The organism is Ruminococcus flavefaciens (assembly GCF_900116855.1).
Classification (GTDB): domain Bacteria; phylum Bacillota; class Clostridia; order Oscillospirales; family Ruminococcaceae; genus Ruminococcus; species Ruminococcus flavefaciens_R.
The window spans coordinates 125,674-150,583 of sequence record NZ_UETD01000005.1; the positions used below are offsets into that span (position 1 = coordinate 125,674).

The 24,910-nt window shown below is 51.8% G+C and carries 24 protein-coding genes; 21 read left to right on the forward strand and 3 right to left on the reverse strand.

What is annotated here, in order from left to right; translation table 11 throughout:
- The first annotated feature begins 89 nt into the window (after window positions 1–89).
- From DSZ37_RS06305 to DSZ37_RS06355, 11 genes are read left to right on the forward strand one after another with little or no spacing between them, the layout of a single operon-like run.
- A complete protein-coding gene (locus DSZ37_RS06305; protein ID WP_109726093.1) occupies window positions 90–866 on the forward strand; it encodes an ABC transporter permease in 777 nt (258 codons plus the stop codon).
- Complete coding sequence (locus DSZ37_RS06310; protein WP_109726094.1) at window positions 866–2,101, forward strand: ABC transporter ATP-binding protein; 1,236 nt, start codon at window positions 866–868, stop codon at window positions 2,099–2,101. The genes DSZ37_RS06305 and DSZ37_RS06310 overlap by 1 nt, the downstream gene beginning before the upstream one ends.
- A 3-nt stretch (window positions 2,102–2,104) precedes the next feature.
- The gene (locus tag DSZ37_RS06315) at window positions 2,105–3,166 is read left to right on the forward strand and encodes a class I SAM-dependent methyltransferase (protein ID WP_109726095.1); all 1,062 of its coding nucleotides are present in this window, start codon (window positions 2,105–2,107) and stop codon (window positions 3,164–3,166) included.
- 3 nt (window positions 3,167–3,169) lie between these two features.
- The gene (locus DSZ37_RS06320; protein ID WP_109726096.1) at window positions 3,170–3,628 is read left to right on the forward strand and encodes a hypothetical protein; all 459 of its coding nucleotides are present in this window, start codon (window positions 3,170–3,172) and stop codon (window positions 3,626–3,628) included.
- The gene (locus DSZ37_RS06325) at window positions 3,625–4,707 is read left to right on the forward strand and encodes a glycosyltransferase (protein ID WP_109726097.1); all 1,083 of its coding nucleotides are present in this window, start codon (window positions 3,625–3,627) and stop codon (window positions 4,705–4,707) included. Before DSZ37_RS06320 ends, DSZ37_RS06325 begins: the two co-directional genes overlap by 4 nt.
- A 14-nt stretch (window positions 4,708–4,721) precedes the next feature.
- On the forward strand, window positions 4,722–5,933 hold the full coding sequence (locus DSZ37_RS06330; protein ID WP_109726098.1) for a glycosyltransferase family 4 protein: 1,212 nt from the start codon (window positions 4,722–4,724) through the stop codon (window positions 5,931–5,933).
- Complete coding sequence (locus DSZ37_RS06335) at window positions 5,930–7,108, forward strand: glycosyltransferase family 4 protein (protein ID WP_109726099.1); 1,179 nt, start codon at window positions 5,930–5,932, stop codon at window positions 7,106–7,108. The genes DSZ37_RS06330 and DSZ37_RS06335 overlap by 4 nt, the downstream gene beginning before the upstream one ends.
- A 9-nt stretch (window positions 7,109–7,117) precedes the next feature.
- Window positions 7,118–9,583, forward strand: coding sequence for a hypothetical protein (locus DSZ37_RS06340; protein WP_109726100.1), 2,466 nt, complete (start codon window positions 7,118–7,120; stop codon window positions 9,581–9,583).
- Between the two features lie 20 nt (window positions 9,584–9,603).
- A complete protein-coding gene (locus DSZ37_RS06345; protein WP_109726101.1) occupies window positions 9,604–10,590 on the forward strand; it encodes a glycosyltransferase family 2 protein in 987 nt (328 codons plus the stop codon).
- Complete coding sequence (locus DSZ37_RS06350; RefSeq protein ID WP_109726102.1) at window positions 10,587–11,747, forward strand: glycosyltransferase family 4 protein; 1,161 nt, start codon at window positions 10,587–10,589, stop codon at window positions 11,745–11,747. Before DSZ37_RS06345 ends, DSZ37_RS06350 begins: the two co-directional genes overlap by 4 nt.
- Window positions 11,737–12,681, forward strand: coding sequence for a lysylphosphatidylglycerol synthase domain-containing protein (locus tag DSZ37_RS06355; protein ID WP_109726103.1), 945 nt, complete (start codon window positions 11,737–11,739; stop codon window positions 12,679–12,681). The genes DSZ37_RS06350 and DSZ37_RS06355 overlap by 11 nt, the downstream gene beginning before the upstream one ends.
- 96 nt (window positions 12,682–12,777) lie before the next feature.
- On the opposite strand, the gene DSZ37_RS06360 is transcribed toward DSZ37_RS06355, so the two are convergent.
- From DSZ37_RS06360 to DSZ37_RS06370, 3 genes are all read right to left on the reverse strand, one after another.
- Window positions 12,778–13,242, reverse strand: a complete 465-nt coding sequence (locus tag DSZ37_RS06360; protein ID WP_109726104.1) for a hypothetical protein — start codon at window positions 13,240–13,242, stop codon at window positions 12,778–12,780.
- Between the two features lie 113 nt (window positions 13,243–13,355).
- Window positions 13,356–15,731 carry a homocysteine S-methyltransferase family protein gene (locus DSZ37_RS06365; protein WP_109726105.1) on the reverse strand — a complete coding sequence of 792 codons (2,376 nt, stop codon included), beginning with the start codon at window positions 15,729–15,731 and terminating at the stop codon, window positions 13,356–13,358.
- Window positions 15,732–15,742: 11 nt separating this feature from the next.
- Window positions 15,743–16,858, reverse strand: coding sequence for a bifunctional chorismate mutase/prephenate dehydratase (locus DSZ37_RS06370; RefSeq protein WP_109726106.1), 1,116 nt, complete (start codon window positions 16,856–16,858; stop codon window positions 15,743–15,745).
- Window positions 16,859–17,093: 235 nt separating this feature from the next.
- Here DSZ37_RS06370 and ruvC point away from each other — a divergent pair, with 235 nt between their 5' ends.
- From ruvC to DSZ37_RS06420, 10 genes are all read left to right on the forward strand, one after another.
- Window positions 17,094–17,570 carry a crossover junction endodeoxyribonuclease RuvC gene (gene ruvC, locus DSZ37_RS06375; RefSeq protein WP_028519434.1) on the forward strand — a complete coding sequence of 159 codons (477 nt, stop codon included), beginning with the start codon at window positions 17,094–17,096 and terminating at the stop codon, window positions 17,568–17,570.
- Window positions 17,571–17,596: 26 nt separating this feature from the next.
- A complete protein-coding gene (gene ruvA, locus DSZ37_RS06380) occupies window positions 17,597–18,220 on the forward strand; it encodes a Holliday junction branch migration protein RuvA (RefSeq protein WP_109726107.1) in 624 nt (207 codons plus the stop codon).
- A 34-nt stretch (window positions 18,221–18,254) separates the two neighbouring features.
- Window positions 18,255–18,989, forward strand: coding sequence for an enhanced serine sensitivity protein SseB (locus DSZ37_RS06385; protein WP_242978580.1), 735 nt, complete (start codon window positions 18,255–18,257; stop codon window positions 18,987–18,989).
- A gap of 33 nt (window positions 18,990–19,022) precedes the next feature.
- Complete coding sequence (gene ruvB, locus DSZ37_RS06390; RefSeq protein ID WP_109726240.1) at window positions 19,023–20,063, forward strand: Holliday junction branch migration DNA helicase RuvB; 1,041 nt, start codon at window positions 19,023–19,025, stop codon at window positions 20,061–20,063.
- A 32-nt stretch (window positions 20,064–20,095) separates the two neighbouring features.
- Window positions 20,096–20,647 carry a hypothetical protein gene (locus DSZ37_RS06395; protein WP_109726108.1) on the forward strand — a complete coding sequence of 184 codons (552 nt, stop codon included), beginning with the start codon at window positions 20,096–20,098 and terminating at the stop codon, window positions 20,645–20,647.
- Between the two features lie 32 nt (window positions 20,648–20,679).
- The gene (gene glmM / locus DSZ37_RS06400) at window positions 20,680–22,038 is read left to right on the forward strand and encodes a phosphoglucosamine mutase (protein WP_109726109.1); all 1,359 of its coding nucleotides are present in this window, start codon (window positions 20,680–20,682) and stop codon (window positions 22,036–22,038) included.
- 31 nt (window positions 22,039–22,069) lie between these two features.
- Window positions 22,070–22,936 carry a class I SAM-dependent methyltransferase gene (locus tag DSZ37_RS06405; RefSeq protein ID WP_109726110.1) on the forward strand — a complete coding sequence of 289 codons (867 nt, stop codon included), beginning with the start codon at window positions 22,070–22,072 and terminating at the stop codon, window positions 22,934–22,936.
- Between the two features lie 102 nt (window positions 22,937–23,038).
- Window positions 23,039–23,233, forward strand: a complete 195-nt coding sequence (locus DSZ37_RS06410) for a DUF6440 family protein (protein WP_109726111.1) — start codon at window positions 23,039–23,041, stop codon at window positions 23,231–23,233.
- Window positions 23,234–23,245: 12 nt separating this feature from the next.
- A complete protein-coding gene (locus DSZ37_RS06415) occupies window positions 23,246–24,037 on the forward strand; it encodes a hypothetical protein (protein WP_109726112.1) in 792 nt (263 codons plus the stop codon).
- A gap of 15 nt (window positions 24,038–24,052) precedes the next feature.
- On the forward strand, window positions 24,053–24,904 hold the full coding sequence (locus DSZ37_RS06420; RefSeq protein ID WP_109726113.1) for an energy-coupling factor transporter ATPase: 852 nt from the start codon (window positions 24,053–24,055) through the stop codon (window positions 24,902–24,904).
- Window positions 24,905–24,910: the final 6 nt, after the last annotated feature.

The following is a 24,910-nucleotide window of genomic DNA, read 5'->3' on the forward strand; positions in this document are numbered from 1 at the left end:
GAGCGCTTGTGATATAATTAAATGATACTATGGATTTTTATGCGCATTTGGCGGAAAACAGCCGCCGTGCGCCTTTCAAGGAGCAATAAATGAGTACGATAAAAGAGCTGTATGCTTACAGACAGATGATATTCAGCCTTGTGAAAAAGGACCTCCGCGGACGCTATAAGGGCTCGGTGCTGGGCTTCCTGTGGACGTTTATCAATCCGCTTTTTCAGCTGATAGTCTACACGATAGTTTTCTCGAAGATCCTTCCCAATAACATTGACAGGTATTACCTCTACCTTTTCGTGGCGCTGATACCGTGGATATTCTTCTCATCGTCAATAACGGTGGGAGCAGCGTCCATAGTGGCGCAGAAGGACCTCGTAAAGAAGATATACTTTCCGCGAATGGTAATACCAATATCCTATGTTACAAGCTGCTTTGTGAATATGCTGCTGTGCTTCATAGTCATATTCGCGGTGATAATAGTAACGGGAGCAGGCATAAACTTCCTTGCGGTGCTGACTCTCCCCGTCATAATGATAGTGGAGTACGTTTTTGCACTGGGAATGGCACTGCTTACCTCGGCGATAACCGTCTATTTCAGGGACTTGGAGCATATCCTCGGCATCGTTTCAATGGCGTGGATGTACCTCACTCCCGTCGTTTACTCAAAGTCCATCGTACCGCCGAGATACCTTCCCATATTCAATCTCAACCCCATGACACATATAATCGACTGCTACAGAACGGTGCTTTACGACAAGCAGGTCCCTGACCTTACCACACTGCTCTGGGCGGCAGGTCTGGGAGTATTATTCCTTATAATCGGAGCTGTGGTATTCAATAAGCTCCAGAAGCACTTTGCGGAGGAACTGTAATGGCTGAAAATGAAAATGTAATAGAAGTCAAAGACGTTACCAAGAGCTTCAAGGTGTATCTGGACAAGGGCTCGCAGCTCAAGGAGAGACTGCTTTTCCGCAAGAGGAGCCGCTATGAGGAGCGAAAGGTGCTCCGCGGCATAAGCTTCTCGGTGAAAAAGGGCGAGGCGATAGGTCTCATCGGTCACAACGGCTGCGGCAAGAGCACCACACTGAAGCTGCTGACAAGGATAATGTACCCCGATTCGGGAAGCATAAAGATGCAGGGAAGAGTCTCCAGCCTTATCGAGCTGGGAGCAGGCTTCCACCCCGATATGAGCGGCAGGGAGAACATCTACACCAACGCCGCTATATTCGGACTTAACAAAAAGGAGATAGACTCCCGTATACAGAGCATAATCGACTTCTCGGAGCTGAAGGACTTCATCGACAATCCCGTCCGCACCTACTCCTCGGGAATGTATATGAGACTGGCTTTCTCCGTAGCTATAAACGTGGACGCGGATATACTCCTCATCGACGAGATACTCGCCGTGGGCGACGCCAATTTCCAGTCCAAGTGCTTCAACAAGCTTAGGGAGATAAAGTCTCATGGCACCACCATCGTTATCGTGTCTCACTCGCTGGGTCAGATAGAGCAGATATGCGACCGCTCGATATGGATACATGATGGACTCATCAAGGCGGAGGGGCCGCCCAAGGAGATCGACCTTGAGTACCTTGACTATATGAGCAGGAAAATTCAGGACAGGAACAAGAAGTCAGAGGAGGCTGCCGATACCGAGGAGCCTGCCGAAAACAAGGACGGCAAGCGCTGGGGAAGCGGCGAGGCGCGTATAAAGAGGATACGCTCATTTGCTTCGGACGGTACGGAGCAGTCCGTATTCAGAGTGGGTGAGGATATCAGGCTCACTGTGGATTATACCGTGAAAAAGCCCGTTCAGGACGCAGTTATCGGCTTCGGTATCTTCGATATGAACGGTGTGCAGTGCTACGGCACCAACACAAGGATAGACAAGCTCCCCGAGATGACACTCACCAAGGACGGCACCGCTGAGATAACAATGAAGAACGTACAGCTGCTGTCGGGTGAGTATATGATAGATATAGCCATAGAACAGGGCGAGGGAATACCTGTGGACTATTACAGGCAGGCATACAAAATACAGATGTTATCGGCATACGGTGATGCGGGTATCGCCCGCGTTGACCACACATGGAATTTGCAGAGGTAAAAAATGAGCAATATATCACAGTTTCTTGAAAGCATAAACAATCAGAAGGGCATCAAGGGAGCACTGAAAAGAAAGCTTTTCGGCAGCTTCTTTGCAGGGCTTCGGGCAGCTGACAGGGATATGGCGGAGCTGGAAAAGCGCTTCGGTGACTCTCAGGGAGCTGCTGCGGAAAGCCTTTCCGCCCTCAGGAGCGACTTTGAGTCCGCCTGCGTAAATCTCAGGAACAACAACAACCTCATCGAGCGTATCAACAGCGAGGAGGAGTTCCTGCGCAGCAAGCTGGGCACGGTGGAAAAGAAGCTGAAAGGCGCTGCTGTACAGCCTGCGGGTACAGCTCAGGCAGCTCCTGCGGAGACAGCTGCGGCAGCACCCTCGGGAAGCGGCTCCGACTATGAGGACATCGACTATTTTGACTTCGAGAACCACTTCCGCGGCTCCATAGAGAGCATAAAGAAGGCACAGGAGTTCTATCTGCGGTTCTACAGCGGCAAAAAGCACGTTGTTGACATAGGCTGCGGCAGGGGAGAGTTCCTGTCGCTGATGAAGGACAACGGCATAAACGCAGAGGGCGTGGATATATACGAGCCATACACCGAATACTGCAATATGAAGGGGCTGAAAGCTGCCTGCGGCGACGGTGCGGACTTCCTCAGAAAGACAGAGGGCGTTGACGGTATCTTCGTGGGACAGGTTGTCGAGCACCTTACTCCCCACCAGATAATCGACCTGTGCAATACTGCCTATGACCGTCTGGAGAAGGGCGGCTGTATCATCATCGAGACACCCAACCCCACCTCACTGTCCATATATACCAACGCATTCTATATCGACCCCTCCCATATAAAGCCCGTACACCCTCTCACCATGCAGTATTACCTTGAGAAGGCAGGCTTTACGGATGTGGAGATAATATATACCGAGAACAGCCGTCCGCCTTACAGTATCCCTGCACTGAAATGCGAGGGAGCAGAGAATACAGAGGAGTTCAACGAGGCGATGAAGCGCGTGTCCGACATGATATTCGGAAGTCAGGATTACGCTGTTGTGGCGGTCAAGAAAGGATAAGCTATGGAAAACGAGAAGATAAATATAGAGGAGATAATGGCTGAGATAAAGCAGAGCATCAAGGAGCAGGGACTTACTGCGGATATGCTCAGCTTCGAGGACGTTCCCTACAAAAAGAACGCACAGAGCGGCTCTGCAAGCGAAGCCCTCGATTATGTCAGCACCCATTACTATATACAGCCCTACAAGGAGCTTCAGGGCAATCCCGTAAAGGTATTCATCAAGAAGGTCATCAGAAAGCTGACCAAGTTCTACGTTGAGCCTGTTGTGTTTGAGCAGAACGACTTCAACGCCAATGCGGTAACTGTCATGAAGTCCCTTGCGGAGAGCGGAAGCGCAGACCTTGGCGGCAGAGTGGAGACCCTTGAGCTTGCCAACAAGGAGCTTATCATCAGACTTGACAAGCTGGAGCGCGAGAATGCGGAGCTCCGCAGACTGATCTCAAAGGAGACCACACGATGAAGGTGGTGCAGCTCCTTCCTACGCTGTCATTCGGTGACGGAGTGGGAAATGACGCTCTCGCCCTCAAGGAGATAATCGCTGGTCTGGGCTATGAGACCGCTATCTATGCCGAGAATATCGACAAGCGCCTGCCCGAGGGCTCTGCCATAAAGGCGGATAAGCTCACCGACCTGAAAAGCAGCGATGTGCTCATATACCACAAGTCCACAGGCACAGATCTGTCATTCAAGATAGACAGCTACAAGTGCCGCAGGGTTATGATATACCACAATATCACTCCCCCCGACTTTTTCCGTCCCTACAGCCCCTCAGCCACTCAGCTGACGGAATACGGCTACAAGGGCGTGGAGTACCTCCGCGACAAGATGGACTACGTCATGGCGGTATCGGAGTACAACAAGTCGGAGCTGAGGAGGATGGGCTATACCTGTCCCATAGACATCAGCCCCTCGCTGACGAAGTTCGAGGACTATGAGCAGGCTCCCGACGAGGCTACCATGAAGAAGTACCGCGACGGAAAGAAGAATATCATATTCGTGGGCAGGATAGCTCCCAACAAGAGACAGGAGAATATCATCAGAGCCTACTATTGCTATAAGAAGCTGGAGCCCGATTCAAGGCTCATACTTGTGGGCTCGGCAAACGGCATGGAGAACTACAACGAGCGCCTTGTGAAGTACGTTAACGCGCTGGGACTCAGCGATGATGTTGTGTTCACTGGACATATAAAGTTCAGCGAGATACTGGCATATTACCATGTGGCTGACGCCTTTGTCTGTATGAGCGAGCACGAGGGACTCTGTGTGCCCCTTGTGGAGTCCATGTTCTTCGGAGTCCCCATAATAGCCTATGATACCAGCGCTATTTCCGAGACTCTCGGCGGAAGCGGCGTTCTTCTGGACAGCAATGACCCCGTATTCGCGGCGGCTGTCATCGACAGAGTGGTAAGGGACGAAAAGCTGCGCAAAAGTCTCATCGAGGGACAGAAGAAAAGACTTGAATACTTCTCATACGACCGCCTGAAGGACATCTTCACAGACTGTCTCACAGGCTTTATCGAGGGAAGAAAAGGTAAATAACAAAGGATAGAACGATGAAGAAGATTGGTTTTGTTATCCCGTGGTACGGCGAGAATATTCCCGGCGGAGCGGAAATGGAGCTCCGGCAGGTGACTGACCGCCTGCACAGGGCAGGGGTGGAGCTGGAGATACTGACCACCTGTATAAAGGACGCAGGCTCGGACTGGAGCCGCAATTTCCACAAGGAGGGCACTGAGACTGCCTCAAACGGCATTACCGTAAGAAGATTCAGAGTGGGCGAGAGAAATGCCGCGGCTTTTGACGCCGTGAACGCAAAGCTCATGAAGGGCATGAGGATAACTCCTGCCGAGGAGGACATCTTCCTGACGGAAATGGCGGAGTGCTCTGCCCTCTACGGCTATATGAAGGAGCACAGCGAGGAATACAGCCTCTTTGTGTTCATACCCTATCTGCTCTGCACCACCTATAACGGAACGAAAATGTTCCCTGAGAAATCGGTGCTGATACCCTGCTTCCACGATGAGGCTTATGCCTATATATCGCGGTATAAAGAGGTGTTTCCCAAGGCTGCGGGAATGATATTCAATGCCCGTCCCGAGTCGGAGCTGGCGGAGAGGCTCTACGGCTTCTCAAAGAGCGGCACCAAGACCATCGTCATGGGAATAGGCATGGATACGGACATAAAGCCCGACGCAGATGCCTTCCGCAAAAAGTTCGGCATAGACAGTCCGTTTATCGTCTACGCGGGACGCAAGGACAAGGGCAAGAACGTTCACACTCTGGTGCAGTATTTTGCGGAGTATCTCAAGCGCCGCGATACCGACCTGAAGCTGGTGCTTATGGGCGGCGGCAGCATTGAGCTCCCCGACGAGCTGGTAAGGCAGAAGCGCATAATCGACCTTGGGTTCGTGGATATACAGGACAAGTATAACGGACAGGCAGCGGCAGAGTTCCTCTGTCAGCCCTCAAAGAACGAGAGCTTCTCCCTTGTCATCATGGAGAGCTGGCTCTGCGGACGCCCCGTGCTGGTACACAGCGGCTGTCCCGTCACAAGGAACTTCGTATCGGAGTCCGACGGCGGTCTCTATTTCGGTGATTACTTCGAGTTCGAGGGCTGCACCGACTGGATCCTCCGCAACAGGGAAAAGGCTGCACTTATGGGAAGAAACGGCGGAGATTACGTCCGCAGCAACTTCGCATGGGACGTCATCGTTGAGAAATACAAGAAGTTTTTCGCAGAAGTCATCGGAGAAAGGGAACAATGAAAAGAATAGCGCTTGTAAATCAGAGATACGGACTTGAGGTAAACGGCGGCTCGGAGTACTACACAAGGCTCATTGCCGAAAGACTCACGGGCGAGTTTGAGGTGGACGTCATCACCACAAAGGCTGTTGAATATACCACATGGGAAAACTATTATACTGCCGACGAGGAGGAGATAAACGGAGTAAGAGTGCTCCGCTTCTCTGTTGAGAAGCCCCGCGCAAAGGACTTCAACGACTTCAACGGGAAATACCTCTCCTCGGGGCACTACAATACAGAGACAGAGAAGATATGGTTCGAGAAGCAGGGACCCTATTCACCTGCGGCTATCGACTATATCCGCTCCTCAAAGGATAAGTACGATGTGTTCATCTTCGTGACCTATCTTTACTACCTGACAGTGCAGGGACTCCCCGAGGTGGCTGAAAAGTCCATAATGATACCCACCGCTCACGACGAGCCCTTCATACACTTCGAGACCTACAAGACCTTTTTCAAGCTGCCGAGGGCTTATGTGTTCCTCACCGACGAGGAGAAGGCTCTGGTGCAGGGACTTTTCCACTGTGAGGATATCCACTGCAGGGTAATGGGCACGGGAGTTGAGGTGCCCTGTCAGCCCGATGAGGCTGCATTCCGCAGCAAATTCGGCATCGACGGCGATTACATCATATACGTCGGACGCATCGACGAGGGCAAATGCTGCCCCGAGATGTTCAGGTACTTCCTTGAATACAAAAAGCGCCGTCCCGACAGTCCCTTAAAGCTGGTGCTCATGGGCAAGCCTGTCTGCGAGATACCGAAGCACAAGGACATCATCAGTCTCGGTTTCGTCAGCGAGGAGGACAAGTTCAGCGGCATATCCGGGGCAAAATGCCTTGTGCTGCCGTCCAGATTTGAGAGCCTGTCCATTTCCGTTCTGGAGGCTATGACACTCTCCGTCCCCGTTATCGTAAACGGCGGCTGCGAGGTGCTTAAAGGGCACTGCGTCAAGAGCAACGGCGGTCTTTATTATACCGATTACTTCGAGTTCGAGGGCATACTGGACTATGTTTTCTCCCATGACAGGGAGTATGCAATAATGCGCAGGAACGCCGAAGCCTATGTTGAGAACAACTACCGCTGGGAAGTGATAATGCGCAATTTCAGCGAGATGATAAACAATATCTGTGAGGAGTGAACGTATTAGATGTTATTTGCTGCGATATGCTTAGTCGGAGTTATATTCAGTATTCTCGGCGGCGTTGTATGGTTCAGGAACAAGAATATCATAGAGGGCGCCGTAATGGGAATAGTCATGTGGTTCTTCATCCATATCCTTGTGAGCATGGGGCTTTTCGTCATAGACAAGTACACCGTGTTCCGTGCAGGCTGCGGAGCCGCAGCGGCAAGCTTTGCCGTACTGGTTCTGGCAATATTCCTGCGGAGGAGCAAGCCTTTCCGCTGGAAGCACATCTTCAGGAACGATATGTCCGTGAAGGATATGCTCATACCGCTGATAGTCAGTCTCCTTGCACTTCCCCTTGTCACCACCAAGAACGAGTTTTTCGGCATGGGACAGGATCAGGGAGTGTACCAGACACAGGCGATACTCTTCATGAACGGCGATACCAAGCGCCAGAAGGACATAACAGAGTATCACGATGTCACTGATGAGACCGAGAAGGCGGCATTAGCTTACAATATCCGCAGCAGGCTGGCAGGCTATGATATCCCCCATGCGGACTACCCCGATACCGTCTACGACAGGAGCGTGGGACCGTCCTCGGGCATAATCCACGGCATACCTACATATTCGGCACTCCTTGCCATGTGGGGAAGCATATTCGGCATGGAGCATATGCAGGACTTTGAGACCATACTCTTTGTGTGTCTCATATTCGTCATATACTTCATAACCCGTTCACTCAAGCTCAAAAAGACCACCTCTGCCTGTGTATGTGCGCTGACGGCAGTGGCTCCCGTAATAATATGGACAGCAAAATCCTCTCTTACCGAGATAATGCTCACCCTTATACCTGCGGTATTCCTCTACTTCATGACCGATGAGGACAGCAAGCAGCGGTGGATGTCCATAATCCCCGTGGCAGTTTTCGGCTGCTATCATGTATCACTGTACACCATGCTTCCCATGTTCATCATGATATACGGCGGTATGTATGTATTTACAAGAGAGCGCCAGTACGCGGTGCTCATGCCTGTCACCGTGGCAGGATATCTGGCAAGCTTCTTCATGATGAAGCAGGTTCAGCCCTTCTACACCATGAACAATTACAGCCCCCTCTTTGTGGGCGGCATAGGCGTACACAATATCACCACAGTGGTAATTGCGGGTTCAGCTGCGGCATTTGCGGCAGTCATAATCTTTGACCTCATAGTGAAGAAGCTGACAAAGAAGGACTTCTCGCAGAGAAAGTTCCTGAAGAAGGCTTCCTCCTCAAAGCTGTTCGCTCTGCTGCTGAGACTGATGATAATACTGCCCTGTGCATACATCATCATAAAGGCGTTCATGACATACAGCGACTGGAAGTCGGCAAGCTATGTGACGCTCTGGGGCTTCTGTGCGAACGTGGGCTTCATCGTGATGCCGCTGGCTATGGTCTCTGCACTTATATTCGCAAAGCTCTTTGCCGAATCGCAGCAGCGCCTTGTGGTATTCATCATGTTCTTCTACTGTATACTGATATACTCGGCGTTCCTGCGCTTTGAGGTAAGGTATTACTTCTACTTCTCGCGCTATCTGGCTCCCTTTATCCCTGTGGGAATAGTCTTCAGCGGAATTGCACTTGACCGCTTCGGCGGAAAGCTGCTCATTCCTGCGGCTGCGGCGTCATTCCTGTTCATTGCAAGATACGACGCATACCTTGTATGGCACAAGGACGATACCCGTATCGAGTGGAGCGTTCTCAGCGACCTTGCGGATTTCGTTGATGCAGACGACTGCGTGGTCATTTCCAACGATTACGCATCAAGGCTGTGGCTCCCCATAAGGAGCATGACGGGCGCCCATGTTATCCCCGAGGATACCGAGGACCCCGACCAGCTTGACAGACTTGCCGCAAGATACGGCAGAGTAATGGTCATCACCGAGTCTGACCTCGGAGAGGAGGACTATACAGCCATTTACTCCAACAAGATACACCACATCGAGGACGATATGGTAAATACGGGAACAATTATCCCCATGCCAAAGTCCTTCTACAGCTATCTTGAGGAGATACATCTTTTCTTCTATGACAAGTACAGATTTATCTATACCGCCGCAGGGGACTATACAAAGCTCAGCGGTGTCTCGGGACTCGAGGCGACATTCTGCTGGACAGACAGCGAGGAGGCACAGGTGGAGTGCGGACTCTATCCGGGCGACTACGATGTGACTCTTGAAATGGGCTGCGGCATCCCCTTTGAGCAGATCGGCAAGGATAAGGTGGAGGTAACTCTGCTTCTCAACGGCGAGGAGATCGGCACACAGGAGATAACTCAGAGCAATAACGGTCAGCCTCTCCACTTCAGCGCCGAGGAGGATCAGGTGCTTGAGGGCGAGAATATACTGGAGATACGCGCACCTCTCTGGAGCGCTTCCCTTGCAAATCCCAATGATGACCGCGAGCTGGGAATAGCTTTCAGCTCAGTACGTTTTTCGCCTGCCTCATAAAAGAAAGGAACTGATATATCATGAAGCTTATCATACAGATACCGTGCTATAACGAGGAGGAGACCCTTGAACTGGCGTACAATGACCTGCCAAAGCATATAGACGGCATCGATACCATAGAGTATCTCATCATCAACGACGGAAGTAAGGACAATACCGTTGCCCGTGCAAGGGAGCTGGGCTTTCATCATATCGTTTCGTTCAAGCGCAACAAGGGACTTGCAAAGGGCTTTATGGCAGGCATCGACGCCTGTCTCCACCTTGGTGCGGATATAATCGTAAATACCGACGCCGACAACCAGTACTGCGGCGAGGACATCGAGAAGATAGTCCGTCCCATCATTGAGCAGAAGGCTGATATCGTCATCGGTGAGAGACCCATTGACCAGACCGAGCACTTCTCATGGAAAAAGAAGAAGTTCCAGCATCTTGGAAGCTGGGTCGTGCGCGTGGCTTCGGGCACTGATATCCCCGACGCTCCCAGCGGCTTCAGAGCCTATTCCCGTGAGGCTGCACTGAGACTCAATGTTGTCAACGAGTACACCTATACCCTTGAGACCATTATACAGGCAGGCAATAACAAGACTGCCATGACCTCGGTGCCTATCAGAACAAATCCCGAGACCAGACCCTCACGTCTTTTCTCCAGTATGTGGCGATACATGAAGCGTTCATCAACTGTCATCATGCGCTCCTTCGTAATGTACAAGCCCCTTACATTCTTCATGACCATAGGACTTGTGCTTCTCCTCATAGGAGCGGTGCTGGGCGTGCGCTTCCTGATACTTATGGCTATGGGAGAGGGCGACGGACACATTCAGTCTCTTATCCTGACAGCAATACTCATGATGATGGGCTTCCAGACAGTGACTCTCGGACTTCTCGGCGATACCATCGCCTCAAACCGCAAGCTCCTTGAGGACGTTCAGTACAGAGTGAGAAAGATGGAGTGCGGAAAGAGCGACGAGGAGCAGAGACGCTCCGCGGAAAAGGTGGATGAGAAATGAGCGAGAAGAAAAAGAGAAAAAAAGTCGTGATGATAGGTCCCGTTTACCCCTATAAGGGCGGCATAGCCTATAACACCGCGACTATGATAAACAGCCTGAAAAAGCGCTTCAATGTAAAGACTGTCTCCTATAAGATGCAGTATCCCAAGCTGCTTTTCAGAAAGCCCCAGAAGGATTACAGCAACAGTCTTTTCAAGATAGACGACGCGCAGTTCCTGATAAATACCGCAAATCCCTTCAACTGGATAAATACGGCGAGAAAAATAAAGAAAATGCACCCCGACTTCATAGTCATACACTGGTGGCACCCATATTTCGCACCCTGCTACGGCTGTCTTTCATTCATGCTGAGAAAGATCCCCCGCATCTTCATCTGCCACAACGTCTTTCCTCATGAGAACTTCCCCATGCAGAAGTCTCTGGCAAGGTTCGCGCTGAAGCGCGGTTCGGCGTATATCACCCATTCCGAATCCGACGCGGAGGACTTAAAGCTCATAAAGTCTGACCCCATTTTCAAGGCGGCTGACCTGCCCGTACACAATCAGTACAACCTCCACCACCTGACCGTGGAGGAGGGAAGAAAGGCGGCAGGAATCGCTCCCGAGAAGAAGATACTGCTGTTTTTCGGCTTTGTCCGCGAGTATAAGGGACTCCGCCATATCATAAAGGCAATGCCCGAGATAGTGAAATATGACTCCAATATAGAGCTCTGGGTAGTTGGCGAGTTCCGCGACGACAAGGACTCCTATATGGAGCTGATAAAAAAAGGCGGAGCAGGCGACAACATAAAGATAGTTGACGGCTATATCCCCGACGAGGAGATAGAGAAGTACTTCGCCTCCTGCGATATAGTTGTTCTTCCCTATGAATCGGCAACTCAGAGCGGTATCGTCCAGATGGCATACGGCTTTGACAAGCCCGTTATCGTCACCAATGTGGGAGGTATCCCCGAGGTGGTGGACGAGGGCAAGACGGGATATATCGTCCCACCCAAGGACCCCCACGCCCTTGCAGAGGCGGTAAAGAGGTTCTTCAGCGAGGGAAATGCAGATGAAATGACCAAGTGCGTCCGCGCGGAGGCTGACAGGCGTTCGTGGGACAAGATGGTGGACAACATAGAAGAGCTCTACGAGAAGGCAAAGCGCCATGAAGGATAAGATAAACGTCAAAAAGCTCCTGAAGCTGGCAGGTCATCTCGTTGTTATAGCCGCACTGGCATTTGTGGTGAAGAAGATAATCGACATGGACATAAAGCTGTCTGATCTCAGCTCGCCCCGTGTCATAGCTGCATTTGCGGTGGGACTGGTCATACAGACCGTCCAGATCATCATAGCCTGCTGGTCATGGCTCATGTTCACGCGCTCCCTTTCGGGGCAGAAGATACCCTATTCAGCGGCGATGCCCGTGTTCACAAGGTCAAATATATACAAGTACCTCCCCGGCAATGTGTTCCAGTATGTGGGACGAAATCAGCTGGCGGCGGATATGAAGATAAGCCATGTGGACGTTGCCTGCGCCACCATTCTTGATGTGCTGTTCTGCGTGTTCTGGACGGGTATCATCTCAGTGGTGCTGCTGGGAGGACGTATAGCGGAGCTCATGTCGAAATACGGACGGAACCTCCTTATCGTGGCAGCAGTGGGCATAGCGGTACTTGCAGCTGCGGCGATAGTGGTAAGGCTGAAGTTCAGAGACAGGGTAAGCTCCTATCTTTCGCGGTATGCAAAGGCATTCAGCAAAGAGAGACGTCCCCAGCTCCTCTTTGGCATATTCTACTATTTCGTACACAATCTGGTGTCGGCAGCCATGTACTTTGCGTGTCTGTGGTTCATAGTTCCGCAGGCAGGTGCAGGGGAGCTTGCAGCGCTGACGGGAGCCTTTATGTTCGCGTGGATAATAGGCTTCGTTACCCCCGGAGCCCCCGGCGGTATCGGTATAAGAGAGGGCGTTATGCTCTTTGTCTGCGGAGACAGCTATGCGGACAGGATAGTGCTGTTCGTGCTGGTAATGCGTATAGCCTCGGTATTTGCGGACGTAGCGGCATTCGTCATCGGCAAGGTCTACGAGAAAGCCCATAAGACAAAACAGTAGGGAACGCCGCTTCGGCGTTCCCTTTTATGTATGCCTTTGTGTATACGAAAAAAAGCAGCCCATGTAGGCTGCTTTTTTGCATATTCTAAGATAATCTCATTTTATTATACCATAAAGTTTTTTATTCCAGTTATGCAGTTCAAAATCAAGCTCATAAGGCTCGTTTGATATTACAGTACAAACAATATTGTTGTGAGGGTCATTAATGTCTCTTTTTAAGTATTTTGGTCGGTTATTGTAATTATCATTTCCCTGAAATTCATATGAACCAAGAAGTTCAAGAGAAGAGGTCTTTACGGTAATGCAGAAATATGAGTCTTTGGCATGTGTGAATCTCATTTTTTCTACAGTGAATTTATCAGCGGAAATATCAAGTTCCTCTGCAATTATGTTCTTATCCGCCTCTGAGAACGTTGCTTTATTTAATATCGCAGGTTTGAAGAGCATATTTTTGAACAGTAAAATTATCCCGAAAATAAGAACTAAGACAAATAGTAACCCCGAGCAAATTATAAAAAGTTTTTTACTCATCAAGTGGTTTTGCTCATTTTTTTCATTCATGGTATACCTCATTTAGAGATCAGCAGGAGAGCCGTTCCCTACATTATCTTCATTATTGCAGGCAGATAGTATCCGCCCTGCAAGCTGACGGCTAATGGCTAATGGCTAAAGGCTCACGCTCCGTAGACCTTTGATGCTATATCAACGGTCTGCTTGGCGTCCTTGGCGTAGAAATCCGCGTGTATCTGCTCCGCATAGGAAGCAGTGAGAACAGCTCCGCCCACAACGGTCTTGCATTCGGGGTATTTCTCGTTGAGCTGGCGGATAGTCTCAGCCATAGCGCCGAGAGTAGTGGTCATCAGCGCCGACAGTCCCACAAGGCTTACCTTGTGCTGTATAGCGGCTTCCACGATGGTCTCGGGAGGAACGTCCTTGCCAAGGTCTATGACCGTGAAGCCGTAGCTGTCAAGGAGCACCTTGACGATGTTCTTGCCTATATCGTGTATATCGCCGTGGACCGTGGCGAGAACCACCTTGCCCTTGGATACGCTCTCGCTGTTTGCCGCCGAGAGCTTTGTCTTTATTACCTCAAAGCACGCCTGCGCCGCCTCTGCGGTGAGTATGAGCTGGGGCAGGAATATCTTGCCCTTCTCGAATTTAGCGCCTGCACTGTCAAGGGCAGGGATAAGATAGCCGTTGATTATCTCCATGGGGTCAACGGTGTTCATGAGAGTCTCCGCAGCCTTTACGGCGTTGTTTTTCAGTCCGTTCTCCACCGAGTACACAAGGTCGGGGGAGTCCTTGTCCTTTGCAGGTGCTGGAGCCTTGGGAGCGCTGTCGTCCTGAGCGTAGATGCTTATGAAATCCGCGGAGTTGCGGTCTATTCCCGCAAGGAGCCTGTATGCTCTTACTGCGCCGATTATGCCCTCAACATTCGGATTGATGATGGGCAGGTCCAGACCGCTGTGGAGCGCCATTGTGAGGAATGTACGGGTGATGAGCTCGCGGTTCGGAAGTCCGAAGGATATATTTGAAACGCCGAGGACCGTTCTCAGTCCCAGCTCTGTCTTTACTCTGTGAAGTGCGTTGAGAGTCTCCATAACGCCGTCCTGCTCGGCAGAAGCCGTCAGGGTAAGGCAGTCGATGAAAACGTCCTCCTTGGGTATGCCGTATTCCATGGCGCGGCGCAGTATCTTCTCCGCAATGGCGAAACGTCCGTCGGAAGTCTTGGGGATACCGCCCTTGTCGAGGGTAAGTCCCACCACAGAGGCACCGTACTTCTTTACGATGGGGAGTATGGTGTCGAGGGAGTCGTCCTCGCCGTTCACCGAGTTAACAATGGGCTTGCCGTTGTATACGCGGAGACCTGCCTCAAGCACCCCGGGGATAGTGGAGTCCAGCTGGAGAGGAGTGTCGCAGATGCTCTGTATAGCCTTTACAGCCGTCACCATCATTTCCTTTTCGTCGATGCCGGGAAGTCCCACGTTCACGTCCAGTATCTCGGCGCCTGCGTGTATCTGCTCAACTGCCTGACCGAGGATATAGTCCACATCATGGGCGAGGAGAGCCTCCTTGAAGCGCTTCTTGCCTGTGGGGTTGATACGCTCGCCGATAACACGGGGCTGGTTTATATTCACGCAGTTCACTGCGGAGCAGGCTATGCTTGCGCGGACTATTTTTCGGGGCTGTCTCTCCATGCCCGAAAGAGATTCTATCATAGTGGAGATGTGCTGAGGAGTGGTGCCGCAGCAGCCGCCGAATATGGTGACGCCTGCCTTTGCCAGCTTTACCGCGCTTTCCGCAAAGTCCTCGGGACCTACGTTGTACTCATTGGTTACAGGGTCGGGGAGACCTGCGTTTGGCTTGGCTATAACGGGGAGCGAGGTGAGGGCGCATATCCTGTCGAGTACGGGGAAAAGCTCCTCGGGACCCAGTGAGCAGTTCACGCCGATGGCGTCTGCGCCCAGTCCCTCCAGTACTGCCACCATGCACTCGGGAGAAACTCCCGTAAAGGTACGCATATTCTCCTCAAATGTCATAGTCACAAGCACGGGCTTGTCGGAGTTCTCCTTTGCGGCGAGGAGGGCAGCCTTTACCTCATAGAGGTCGGTCATGGTCTCGATGACGATAACGTCGGCTTCCTTTCCTGCCAGTACAAGCTCCTTGTAGACCTCGTAGGCTTCCTCGAATTTCAGTGTTCCCGCAGGCTCGAGGAGCTGCCCTATGGGACCCATGTCCAGAGCCGTGAGAGCGCGTCCTGCCGCGGCTTTACGGGCATTGGCAACACCTGCGGAGACTATCTCCTCAACGGAATAGCCGCTGCCCGAAAGCTTGAATCGGTTTGCGCCGAAGGTGTTGGCGTAGATTATATCCGCACCGCTTTCCACATAGAGACGGTGGATGTTCATAATGGCTTCGGGGTCTGTGATATTGAGAAGCTCGGGTATATGTTCCGTCTTTATCCCGTGAGCCTGCAGCATGGTGCCCATGCCGCCGTCAAGGAATACAAAGCTGCTGCTGTCGAGAAGTGAAAAGAATTTATCTGACATAGCTGTCTCCTTTATTCGCTTTTGAATGTTCCTATGCAGCGGAAGGTCTCGAGGTTCTCCTCAAGGTCGCGGAGGACCGCCTTTACGTTGGGGTCTGTGAGCTTGCCGCTGAAATCAAGGAAGAAAAGTACATTGAAGCTGCCGTCGCGGATGGGACGGCTCTCGATACGGATAAGGTTCATGTCGTTGACATAGAATTTGGTGAGGAGTCGGTAAAGACTACCCTCTGTGTGGGGGATAGCCAGCATTACGGAAACGGAATCCGAGTCCTCCGCCACCTGCATATTCTTTGATATAACTATGAACTGTGTGCGGTTCACCGACACATCGGCGATATCCCTTGCGAGGATGGTCATTCCCATCTGCTCCGCACACTGTACCGAGCAGATAGCTGCGATATCCTCGTCGCTTTCCATGACCTTTTCTGCGGCAGTTGCAGTGTTTGCGTACTCAGAGGTCCTGAGACCGTTTTTGCGGAGGAAGGTCTCGCACTGTGCCAGTGCCTGAGGGTGGGAGTATACCTTCTTTATCTGCGAGAGGGGCATATCCTTCTTCGCAGCGAGACAGTGGTTTATCTCGATTATTACCTCCTTGACGATGTACACGGGGTACTTTGCCATGAGGTCGTAGGTGCTGCTTACCGAGCCTGCGGTGGAGTTCTGAACGGGCAGCACACCGTAGTCTATCTCGCCGTCGCTGACCGCTCTGAAAACGTCCTCGAAGGAGGGATAGAAGGTGAAGCTTCGGTCACCGAATACAGACCTTGCAGCCACCTCAGAGTTGGCGCCCGAGGTGCCCTGACAGCCCACTGTCCTTGCTCCTGCAAAGTCGGGAGCGGAGAACTCATAGTCGGGAGCTCCTGCCAGGATAGTGCGGTTCTGGAGTATCTTGCTTATATCCATGATAGTGGTAAAAAGGGCAGCCGTGCCCTTTTCAAGGTCTTTATTCCCTGTCAGCTCTTTGATGCGGTCGATGACCTGCTGCTCGCGTCCGCCCTGAAAAACGGGCATATCGTGCTCCTTCTTGTAATCTGCGACGCCCTTGCAGAGCTCCATGCGCTTCATAAAGAGGGAAAGTATGCTGCTGTCTATATCATCGATGCCGTCACGAAGCTGTTTAAGATCCATAAAAAATACCTCCGATTTGAGCCGTAAGTCCTTATGTGTCGGCAAACCCGCAGGGCTGAAGGCTCGTATTGATATACCTCACATATTATAGCATTTATTTTTGTAGAAATCAATAAAAAAAGGATAAATATATTGCAAATCACAAGTGTTCTGTGGTATAATGATATAGAATATAGTGAGAAGCTATATCCATGTGAAGATTTTAACAAATGTACAGGAAAAAACAGTGAAAAAGATAAGGATTTTAGGCATAGACCCGGGGTATGCAATAGTGGGCTTCGGTGTGCTGGACTATGACGGCATAAGGTTCACGCCCGTGGAATACGGTGCGGTGCTCACCGAGGCAGGAACTCCGTTCCCCGAAAGGCTCAGGGCTATACACGAGGATATCGAATTCATCTTCGATAAGTTCTCTCCCGACTGTATGGCGATAGAGCGGCTCTATTTCACTACCAACCAGAAGACTGCAATTGATGTGGCGCAGGCGAGAGGTATAACCGTACTGTCGGCGGCGATGAGGAAAGTCCCCGTGTCGGAGTATACCCCCCTTCAGGTAAAGCAATCGGTAGTGGGCTACGGAAAGGCAGAGAAAAAGCAGGTCATGGAGATGACCAAGCAGCTGCTGGGGCTGGCACAGATACCAAAGCCCGATGACGCTGCGGACGCCCTTGCCATAGCCATATGCCACGGTCATTCCGTCAGGTGGAACTGACGATCCTTTGTTCAAAAGGTGGTAAAATGATATACAGCGTAAGAGGAAGGCTCGCAGTCAAGGAACTGGGCTTTGCCGTAGTGGAATGCGGCGGAGTTGGATACGGCTGCAGGACTTCATACAATACGGTCGCACAGCTGGGCGAGATAGGCAGCGAAGCGATGTTATACACCTATCTCTACGTCAGGGAAGATGTGGTGGAGCTTTTCGGCTTTGCCACCCAGCAGGAGCTGAGCTGCTTCAAGCTGCTCATCTCCGTATCGGGAGTGGGACCAAAAGCGGCAACGGCGATACTCTCGGATGTTACTCCCGAAAGATTTGCGTTTCTCGTGGCTTCGGGAGACAGCAAGGCATTCACTAAAACCAAGGGCATCGGTGCAAAGACTGCACAGAGGATAGTCCTTGAGCTCAAGGACAAGATATCCTCGGAGTCCATAAGCGGCAGCGTTGGCGGCGACGCTGCGGAATTTGCAAATATCCCCTCGGGCGCGGCTTCGTCGGCTGTGTCGGAGGCTCTGGAGGCTCTTATGGTGCTGGGGTATTCACAGGGCGAGACAGCCCCTATCCTCGGCAAGCTGGACCCCTCTCTCAGTACACAGGAGCTCATAAAGGAAACGCTCAGATTAATGACAGCAAAGAATATGCGGTAAAAAACAAAATTTTGTTACAAGGATGGTTACTGTTATGATGAATCTTGATGAATTGCTGAAAGCAGCAATAAAGGACCCCTCAAAACGCGCTCAGTTCCTCCAGACGCTCATCAAAAGCGACGTATATGTGATCTGCAAGAACCCTGTTCAGCAGGAGCGCGGCAGAGCAGAAGGCGGTATTCAGCTTGAGCTGATAACCACCCAGAACCCCGACGGCGATATCTTTATCCCCTTCTTCACCAGCTACCGTGCCCTCCAGCAGTTCGCAAAGCGCTATGTTGACTGCTATAAGATAAACTGTCTGAGGCTCTTTGACCTCATACAGTCGGTATCCGCTGTGCTGAACCCCAATTCCTACGGCAAGGAGTTCTCATCACAGGAGATAAAGAGCATACTCATGATAGCACGAAACCTCAAGATAAAGGCTATCTCATACAACGAAGCGGACATCATCAGCTACCGCCCCGTTGAGCATGAGGTGGGACATATCGTAAAGGCTGCAAGCAAGTTCCTCTCAAAGCAGCCCAACGTTGACCGCGCCTTCATCATGGAGATGATAAAGGGCTGCGAAAAGCCTCAGATACTCATTGTTCTGGATATGATGGGAAGCACGAGAAAGCTGTTCGTGCCGCTTTCAAAGTACCTTTCCAAGACGGTCAAGGCAAACGAGCATCTGTGCTTCATCAGCTATGAACAGGATATGGGCAAGAAGGCTGCGGAGACCGTAGAGCCCTTCTATGTCCGCAAAAAGAGATTTTTCGAGAAATAATTCAGAGGTGTTTATTTGATACAGACAGAGGATATGGAGTTCGCTCCGAGAATAATAACTCCCGAGAATACCGCGGAGGACAGCGAGGCTGAGCTCAGTCTCCGCCCACAGACCCTCCACGACTATATCGGACAGGACAAGGTAAAGGAAAACCTTGCCATATATATCGAGGCTGCAAAGCGCAGGAACGAACCCTTAGACCATGTGCTTCTGTACGGACCTCCCGGACTGGGAAAGACCACCCTTTCTTCCATAATAGCTCACGAGCTGGGGGTAAATCTCAGAGTCACCACAGGTCCTGCCATTGAAAAGCCGGGAGACCTTGTGTCGCTGCTGACCAGTCTCTCCGACAACGATGTGCTTTTCATCGACGAGATACACAGACTGTCCCGCGCGGTTGAGGAGATACTCTACCCTGCACTGGAGGACAGAGTAATAGACATAATCATCGGCAAGGGGCCCTCAGCCCGTTCCATACGAATGGACCTGAAGCCCTTTACCCTCATCGGCGCCACCACCAGAGCAGGTCAGCTCTCAGCGCCTCTCCGCGACCGCTTCGGCGTTATCCACAGGCTTGAGCTCTACACCAAGGAGCAGCTCACGGATATCGTCCGCAGGAGCTCAATGATACTGGGCATACCCTGTACGGCTGACGGAGCCGCAGAGATAGCAGGCAGGGCAAGAGGTACGCCGAGAATAGCCAACCGACTGCTGAAGCGCGTCCGCGACTTCGCCGACGTCATGGGCAACGGTCAGATAACGCAGGAGATAGCCTCCATCGCCCTGAGCCGTCTGGAAATAGACCATCTCGGTCTTGACGGTCTGGACAGACGTATGCTGGAAATGATAATCAAGGGCTACGGCGGCGGACCTGTGGGTCTTGAGACCCTCGCCTCGGCTATCAACGAGGAGAGCGTTACCCTTGAGGATGTATGCGAGCCCTTCCTTATGCAGCTGGGCTTCCTTGGCAGAACGCCGCGGGGCAGAGTTGCCACAAGGCTTGCCTATGAGCACCTTGGCATAGTGCCTCCCGAGCAGGCGGCTTCCCCCGAAGACGGACAGATGAGCTTCTGACGATACTCCCACAGGGGAGCGAGGAATTGAATATGCTTATAAAAGGTTCAAGGAGATATAATCTCAGACATAATGAGTCTATCACCGAGCAGCTTCCCCTCGGGGAGATGATTAACGGACAGGGCAGAGGTATCGTGTCACAGTTCAGATACGGCATCTGTCATATGAGCTTCAACGGCTGCGAGGTCATAGCGGTACACAATGCACTTGTCTATCTGAAAAAGCCCCGTCCACTGAAGGAGATCGCCTTCTATATGGAGCGATTCCGCGTGCTGCTGGGCTTTTTCGGCTGTAATGCCTATCGGATAGGCAAAGCGCTGAAGCATTTCGGCGTCGAGTTCAGACGGACGAAAGCCCCCGATGAAGCGAAGGCTTTCATCATAACCTTCTGGACGAAAAAGCCCTTCCTTTCCACCATTCACACGGTGTTCTGCGTGAAGCAGTGGAACGGCATACTGGTCTATAACAGATACAACAGCTGCACCTCCGAGGAGCTTTGCAGAAATCTGGAGGAGGTGGCGGGAAAGCGCCGCCCCATTGCAGTTTATGAGATAGTTGAGAGCGGGGAAGGCTCCCGACTCTGATTTTACAACCTGATTTAGAAGGAGACTCCGTAATGGCTAAACTTTTCGGGACCGACGGTCCGAGAGGTATCGCCGTCACCGACCTGACCTGTGAGCTCGCCATGCAGACGGGACGCGCCGCTGCACTGGTGCTGGCGAAAAAGGACGGCGGAAAGACGAGGATACTTGTCGGCAAGGACACAAGACTGTCCTCAGACGCGCTGGAGGCAGCGGTCTGCGCAGGTATATGCTCGGTAGGAGCAGACGCAGAGCTGCTGGGAACTGTTCCCACACCTGCGGTCACATACCTTATCGGCGCCCACGGTGCCGACGGAGGCATAATGATATCGGGAAGCCATAACAGCGCCGAGTATAACGGTCTGAAGCTGTTCTCCGCAAAGGGCTGCAAGCTCATGGAGGAGGCTGAGGAGGAGATAGAAAGGCTGGTGCTGACTGCTCCCGAGGAGATAAAGCTGAAGTCCCACGACAAGGTGGGAAGGATAATCCACGGCGAGGAAGCCGCGGAGGAGTACATAAAGCATATCAAGGAGCTGACGGGCGCTGACCTCAGCGGCATGAAGGTGGCTCTGGACTGTGCCAACGGCTGCGCGGCTTCCACCGCGGAAAAGCTGTTCACGGCGCTGGGAGCGGAGACCATAGTCATCGCGGACAAGCCCGACGGCACAAACATAAACAGAGAGTGCGGCAGCACAAACGTACACCGCCTCATGGAAGTAGTTATCGGTAACGGCTGTGACTGCGGACTTGCCTTTGACGGCGACGCAGACAGGTGCATAGCCGTCGATGAAAAGGGCGAGCTTGTTGACGGAGACAGGCAGCTTGCGATCTTCGCCCGATATATGAAGGAAAAGGGTACCCTTTTCAAGAATACCGCAGTGGTCACCGCAGGCAGTACCCTCGGTTTCCGCAGATATGCCTCCGACCACGGCATAAAGCTGGTGAGCTCGGGAGCAGGCACAAGATACGTCCTTGAGCGTATGCTGGAGGGCGGCTATAAGCTGGGCGGAGAGCCCGACGGTCATATCATCTTCCTTGACGACTCGGGCACAGGCGACGGTCAGCTTGCAGGAGTAAGGCTTTTGAGCATAATGAAGGAAAAGGGAAGTCCTCTCAGCGGTCTTTCGGGAGATATGCCCAGATATCCGCAGGTAAGGCTCAATGTTAAGATACACCCCCACTACAAGGAGCTCTGGAAAAACGAGAAGGACATCACCGAGCTCATAGAAAGCTTCGGCAAGGAGCTTGGGGACGAGGGAAGACTGGTCATCCGCGAGAGCGGCAAGGAGCCCATCGTCCGTATCCTCATAGAGGGCGCAGACTTCGGACGCATCAACGATATGGCTGTGGAGATAGCACAGACTATCAAGGACACCTGTGCCTACAAGGTCTGAGCGCTGATAACACTTATAAGGAGCATTTATTTTGAGAACAGCAAATAACTGGAAGGATTATATAATACTCGATACCTCCGACGGCGAAAAGCTGGAGACATGGGGCGGCATAAGCCTTGTCCGTCCCGACCCCCAGATAATCTGGAAGACCGAGCGCACCGACCCCCTGTGGAGAAATGCCGACGGTCATTACCACCGCTCAAATCAGGGCGGCGGCAAGTGGGAGTTCCGCAGAAAGCTTTCCGAGTCGTGGAATATAAGCTACGGAGACCTTACCTTCAATATCCGTCCCACAGGCTTCAAGCATACGGGACTTTTCCCCGAGCAGGCTGTGAACTGGGACTTCATGGCGGATAAGATAAGGAACGCAGGGCGTGAGATAAACGTCCTCAACCTCTTTGCCTATACGGGCGGAGCTACTCTCGCCTGTGCGGCGGCAGGTGCCTCCGTTTGCCACGTTGACGCCTCAAAGGGCATGGTGCAGTGGGCGCGTGACAACGCCGCTGCTTCGGGACTTTCCGATAAGCCCGTCCGCTGGATAGTGGACGACTGCGAGAAGTTCATCGCCCGTGAGATACGCCGCGGACGCAAGTACGACGCGGTCATAATGGACCCGCCAAGCTACGGCAGAGGTCCGGGAGGAGAGGTCTGGAAGCTGGAAAACTGCGTCTATGACCTTGTGAAGCTCTGTTCGGGAGTCCTTTCCGACCAGCCGCTTTTCTTCCTGATAAACAGCTATACCACGGGACTTTCTCCCTCGGTAATGGGATATATCCTCGGAAGCGTCCTCACCGACAGGTTCGGCGGCAGGGTAAGCTTCGATGAGATAGGTCTTCCCGTTAAGTCCACGGGAATGACGCTTCCCTGCGGCTCTACCGCTATCTGGGAGGCAAAGTAAAGCCTTCCGCATATCCACAGCCATATGCCGTGCTGCTGCGCGGCTTGCAATAAATGCACAAACTATACATCAATAATCACAGAAATCAAAGGAGTAATAAACATGGCAAAAAACGAAAGATTTATCAAGACATATTCACAGGGCAAGCTCGTAGAGACCGAGATATGGGTGGATAAGGAAACAGGCGTTAACTACCTCTACCGCAAGGACGGCTATTCGGGCGGTCTGTGCGTACTGACCGACAAGGACGGCAAGCCCGTTGTATCCACAGCCGAGGAAATAGCCAACTTAAAGTAAAAAGGATATAATATGAAAAAAGCATTTATGGCAATTATCGCAGCAGCCGCTGTAATGGCATTTTCCGCAGTTTCCTGCGGCAGTAAAAAAGAGGAAAGCGGCGCGGTGAATGAGACCACAGCTGCTTCCGAAGAAGATACCACAGAGGCAGAGACAACAGATCCCGATAATGAAGAATATAGGGAACTTATAAGGCGCGATGCTGAGGAAGGCATTGATATAACTCCGAAGCCACTGCCTGAATTTGACCATATCCCTGAAGACTGGAAGGAAATATCCTACGAGAGGGTAAGTCTGAGGATACCTCCCGACCTTGAGGAAACAGAGATGTGGCCTTCCTATGTAAAGACGTGCTACGGCAAGGAGGACAGCTTCAGAACAGCTTACATTGTCGAGAAAATGGAAAATAAGTACGGCTTTTTGAATACCGGATTTCCGGAGGTAAACGAGGAGACAGCGGCAGAGGCTTTCAAAGTGCTGGGCATAGAATTTGACGGAAGCTGGCTCTCTATGTATAAGGCGGTACTGTCTCTGACAAGCGAAATGCGCACCGACAGCAATGCCGAAAGCTTTGAGACGGCTATGATTGCAAAGGAATTTACGATCCGGGACAATTCCGAGGTCTATTATAAGCAGATAAACGGCTGTGAAGTCTATTTTATGAAAAATGATTTCAGCAATGACGGTTGCGAGAGCTTTAATGCAATGATCTTCGTTTCCGATAACGAGTACTATCAGGTACAGGTCATCGGAGATACTATTGAGGAAGCACTGATGATGTGCTCAACGATCGATATAAAGTGAAGAACAGGGATAAATATGGATAATATAATCGAAATAAAGGGTCTGCACTTTTCATACGAGACCGACGACGAGGAGAAAAAGCCCGTTGAGGTACTGAAAGGCATTGACCTTGACATAAAGCAGGGTGAGTTCGTGGCGGTGCTGGGGCACAATGGCTGCGGCAAATCCACCCTCGCCAAACATCTTAACGCCATACTGCTCCCCACCGAGGGAACGGTAACGGTGGACGGTATAGACACCAAGGACGGGGAAAGGCTCTTTGACCTGCGCCAGTGCGCAGGCATGGTGTTCCAGAACCCAGACAACCAGATAGTCTCCTCGATAGTTGAGGAGGACGTTGCCTTCGCTCTGGAAAATCTGGGCGTCCCCTATGAGGAGATGCGCAGACGGGTGGACGACAGTCTGAAAGCCGTGGGAATGTACGAGTACAGGCTCCATTCTCCCAGCCAGCTCTCGGGCGGTCAGAAGCAGCGAGTGGCAATAGCAGGCATAATCGCCATGGAGCCCAAGTGCATAATCCTCGACGAGCCCACTGCAATGCTGGACCCACAGGGACGCAAAGAGGTGCTCGCCACCATACACCGCATGAACCGCGAAAAGGGCATAACCATAGTCCTCATCACACATTATATGGACGAGGCTGCGGACTGTGACAGAGTAGTGGTCATGGACAAGGGCGAGATCGTCCTTGACGATGTCCCCGAGAAGGTCTTCTCGCAGGTGGAAAAGCTGAAGGCTATCGGTCTCGACGTGCCGCAGGTGACAGAGCTGGCATGGGAGCTGAGAAAGGCAGGCTGTGATATCTCTCCCGAGATAATCACCGAGGAGGAGTGCGCGGCTGCCATCGAAAAGCTGTTTGCGGAATAGCCGCAC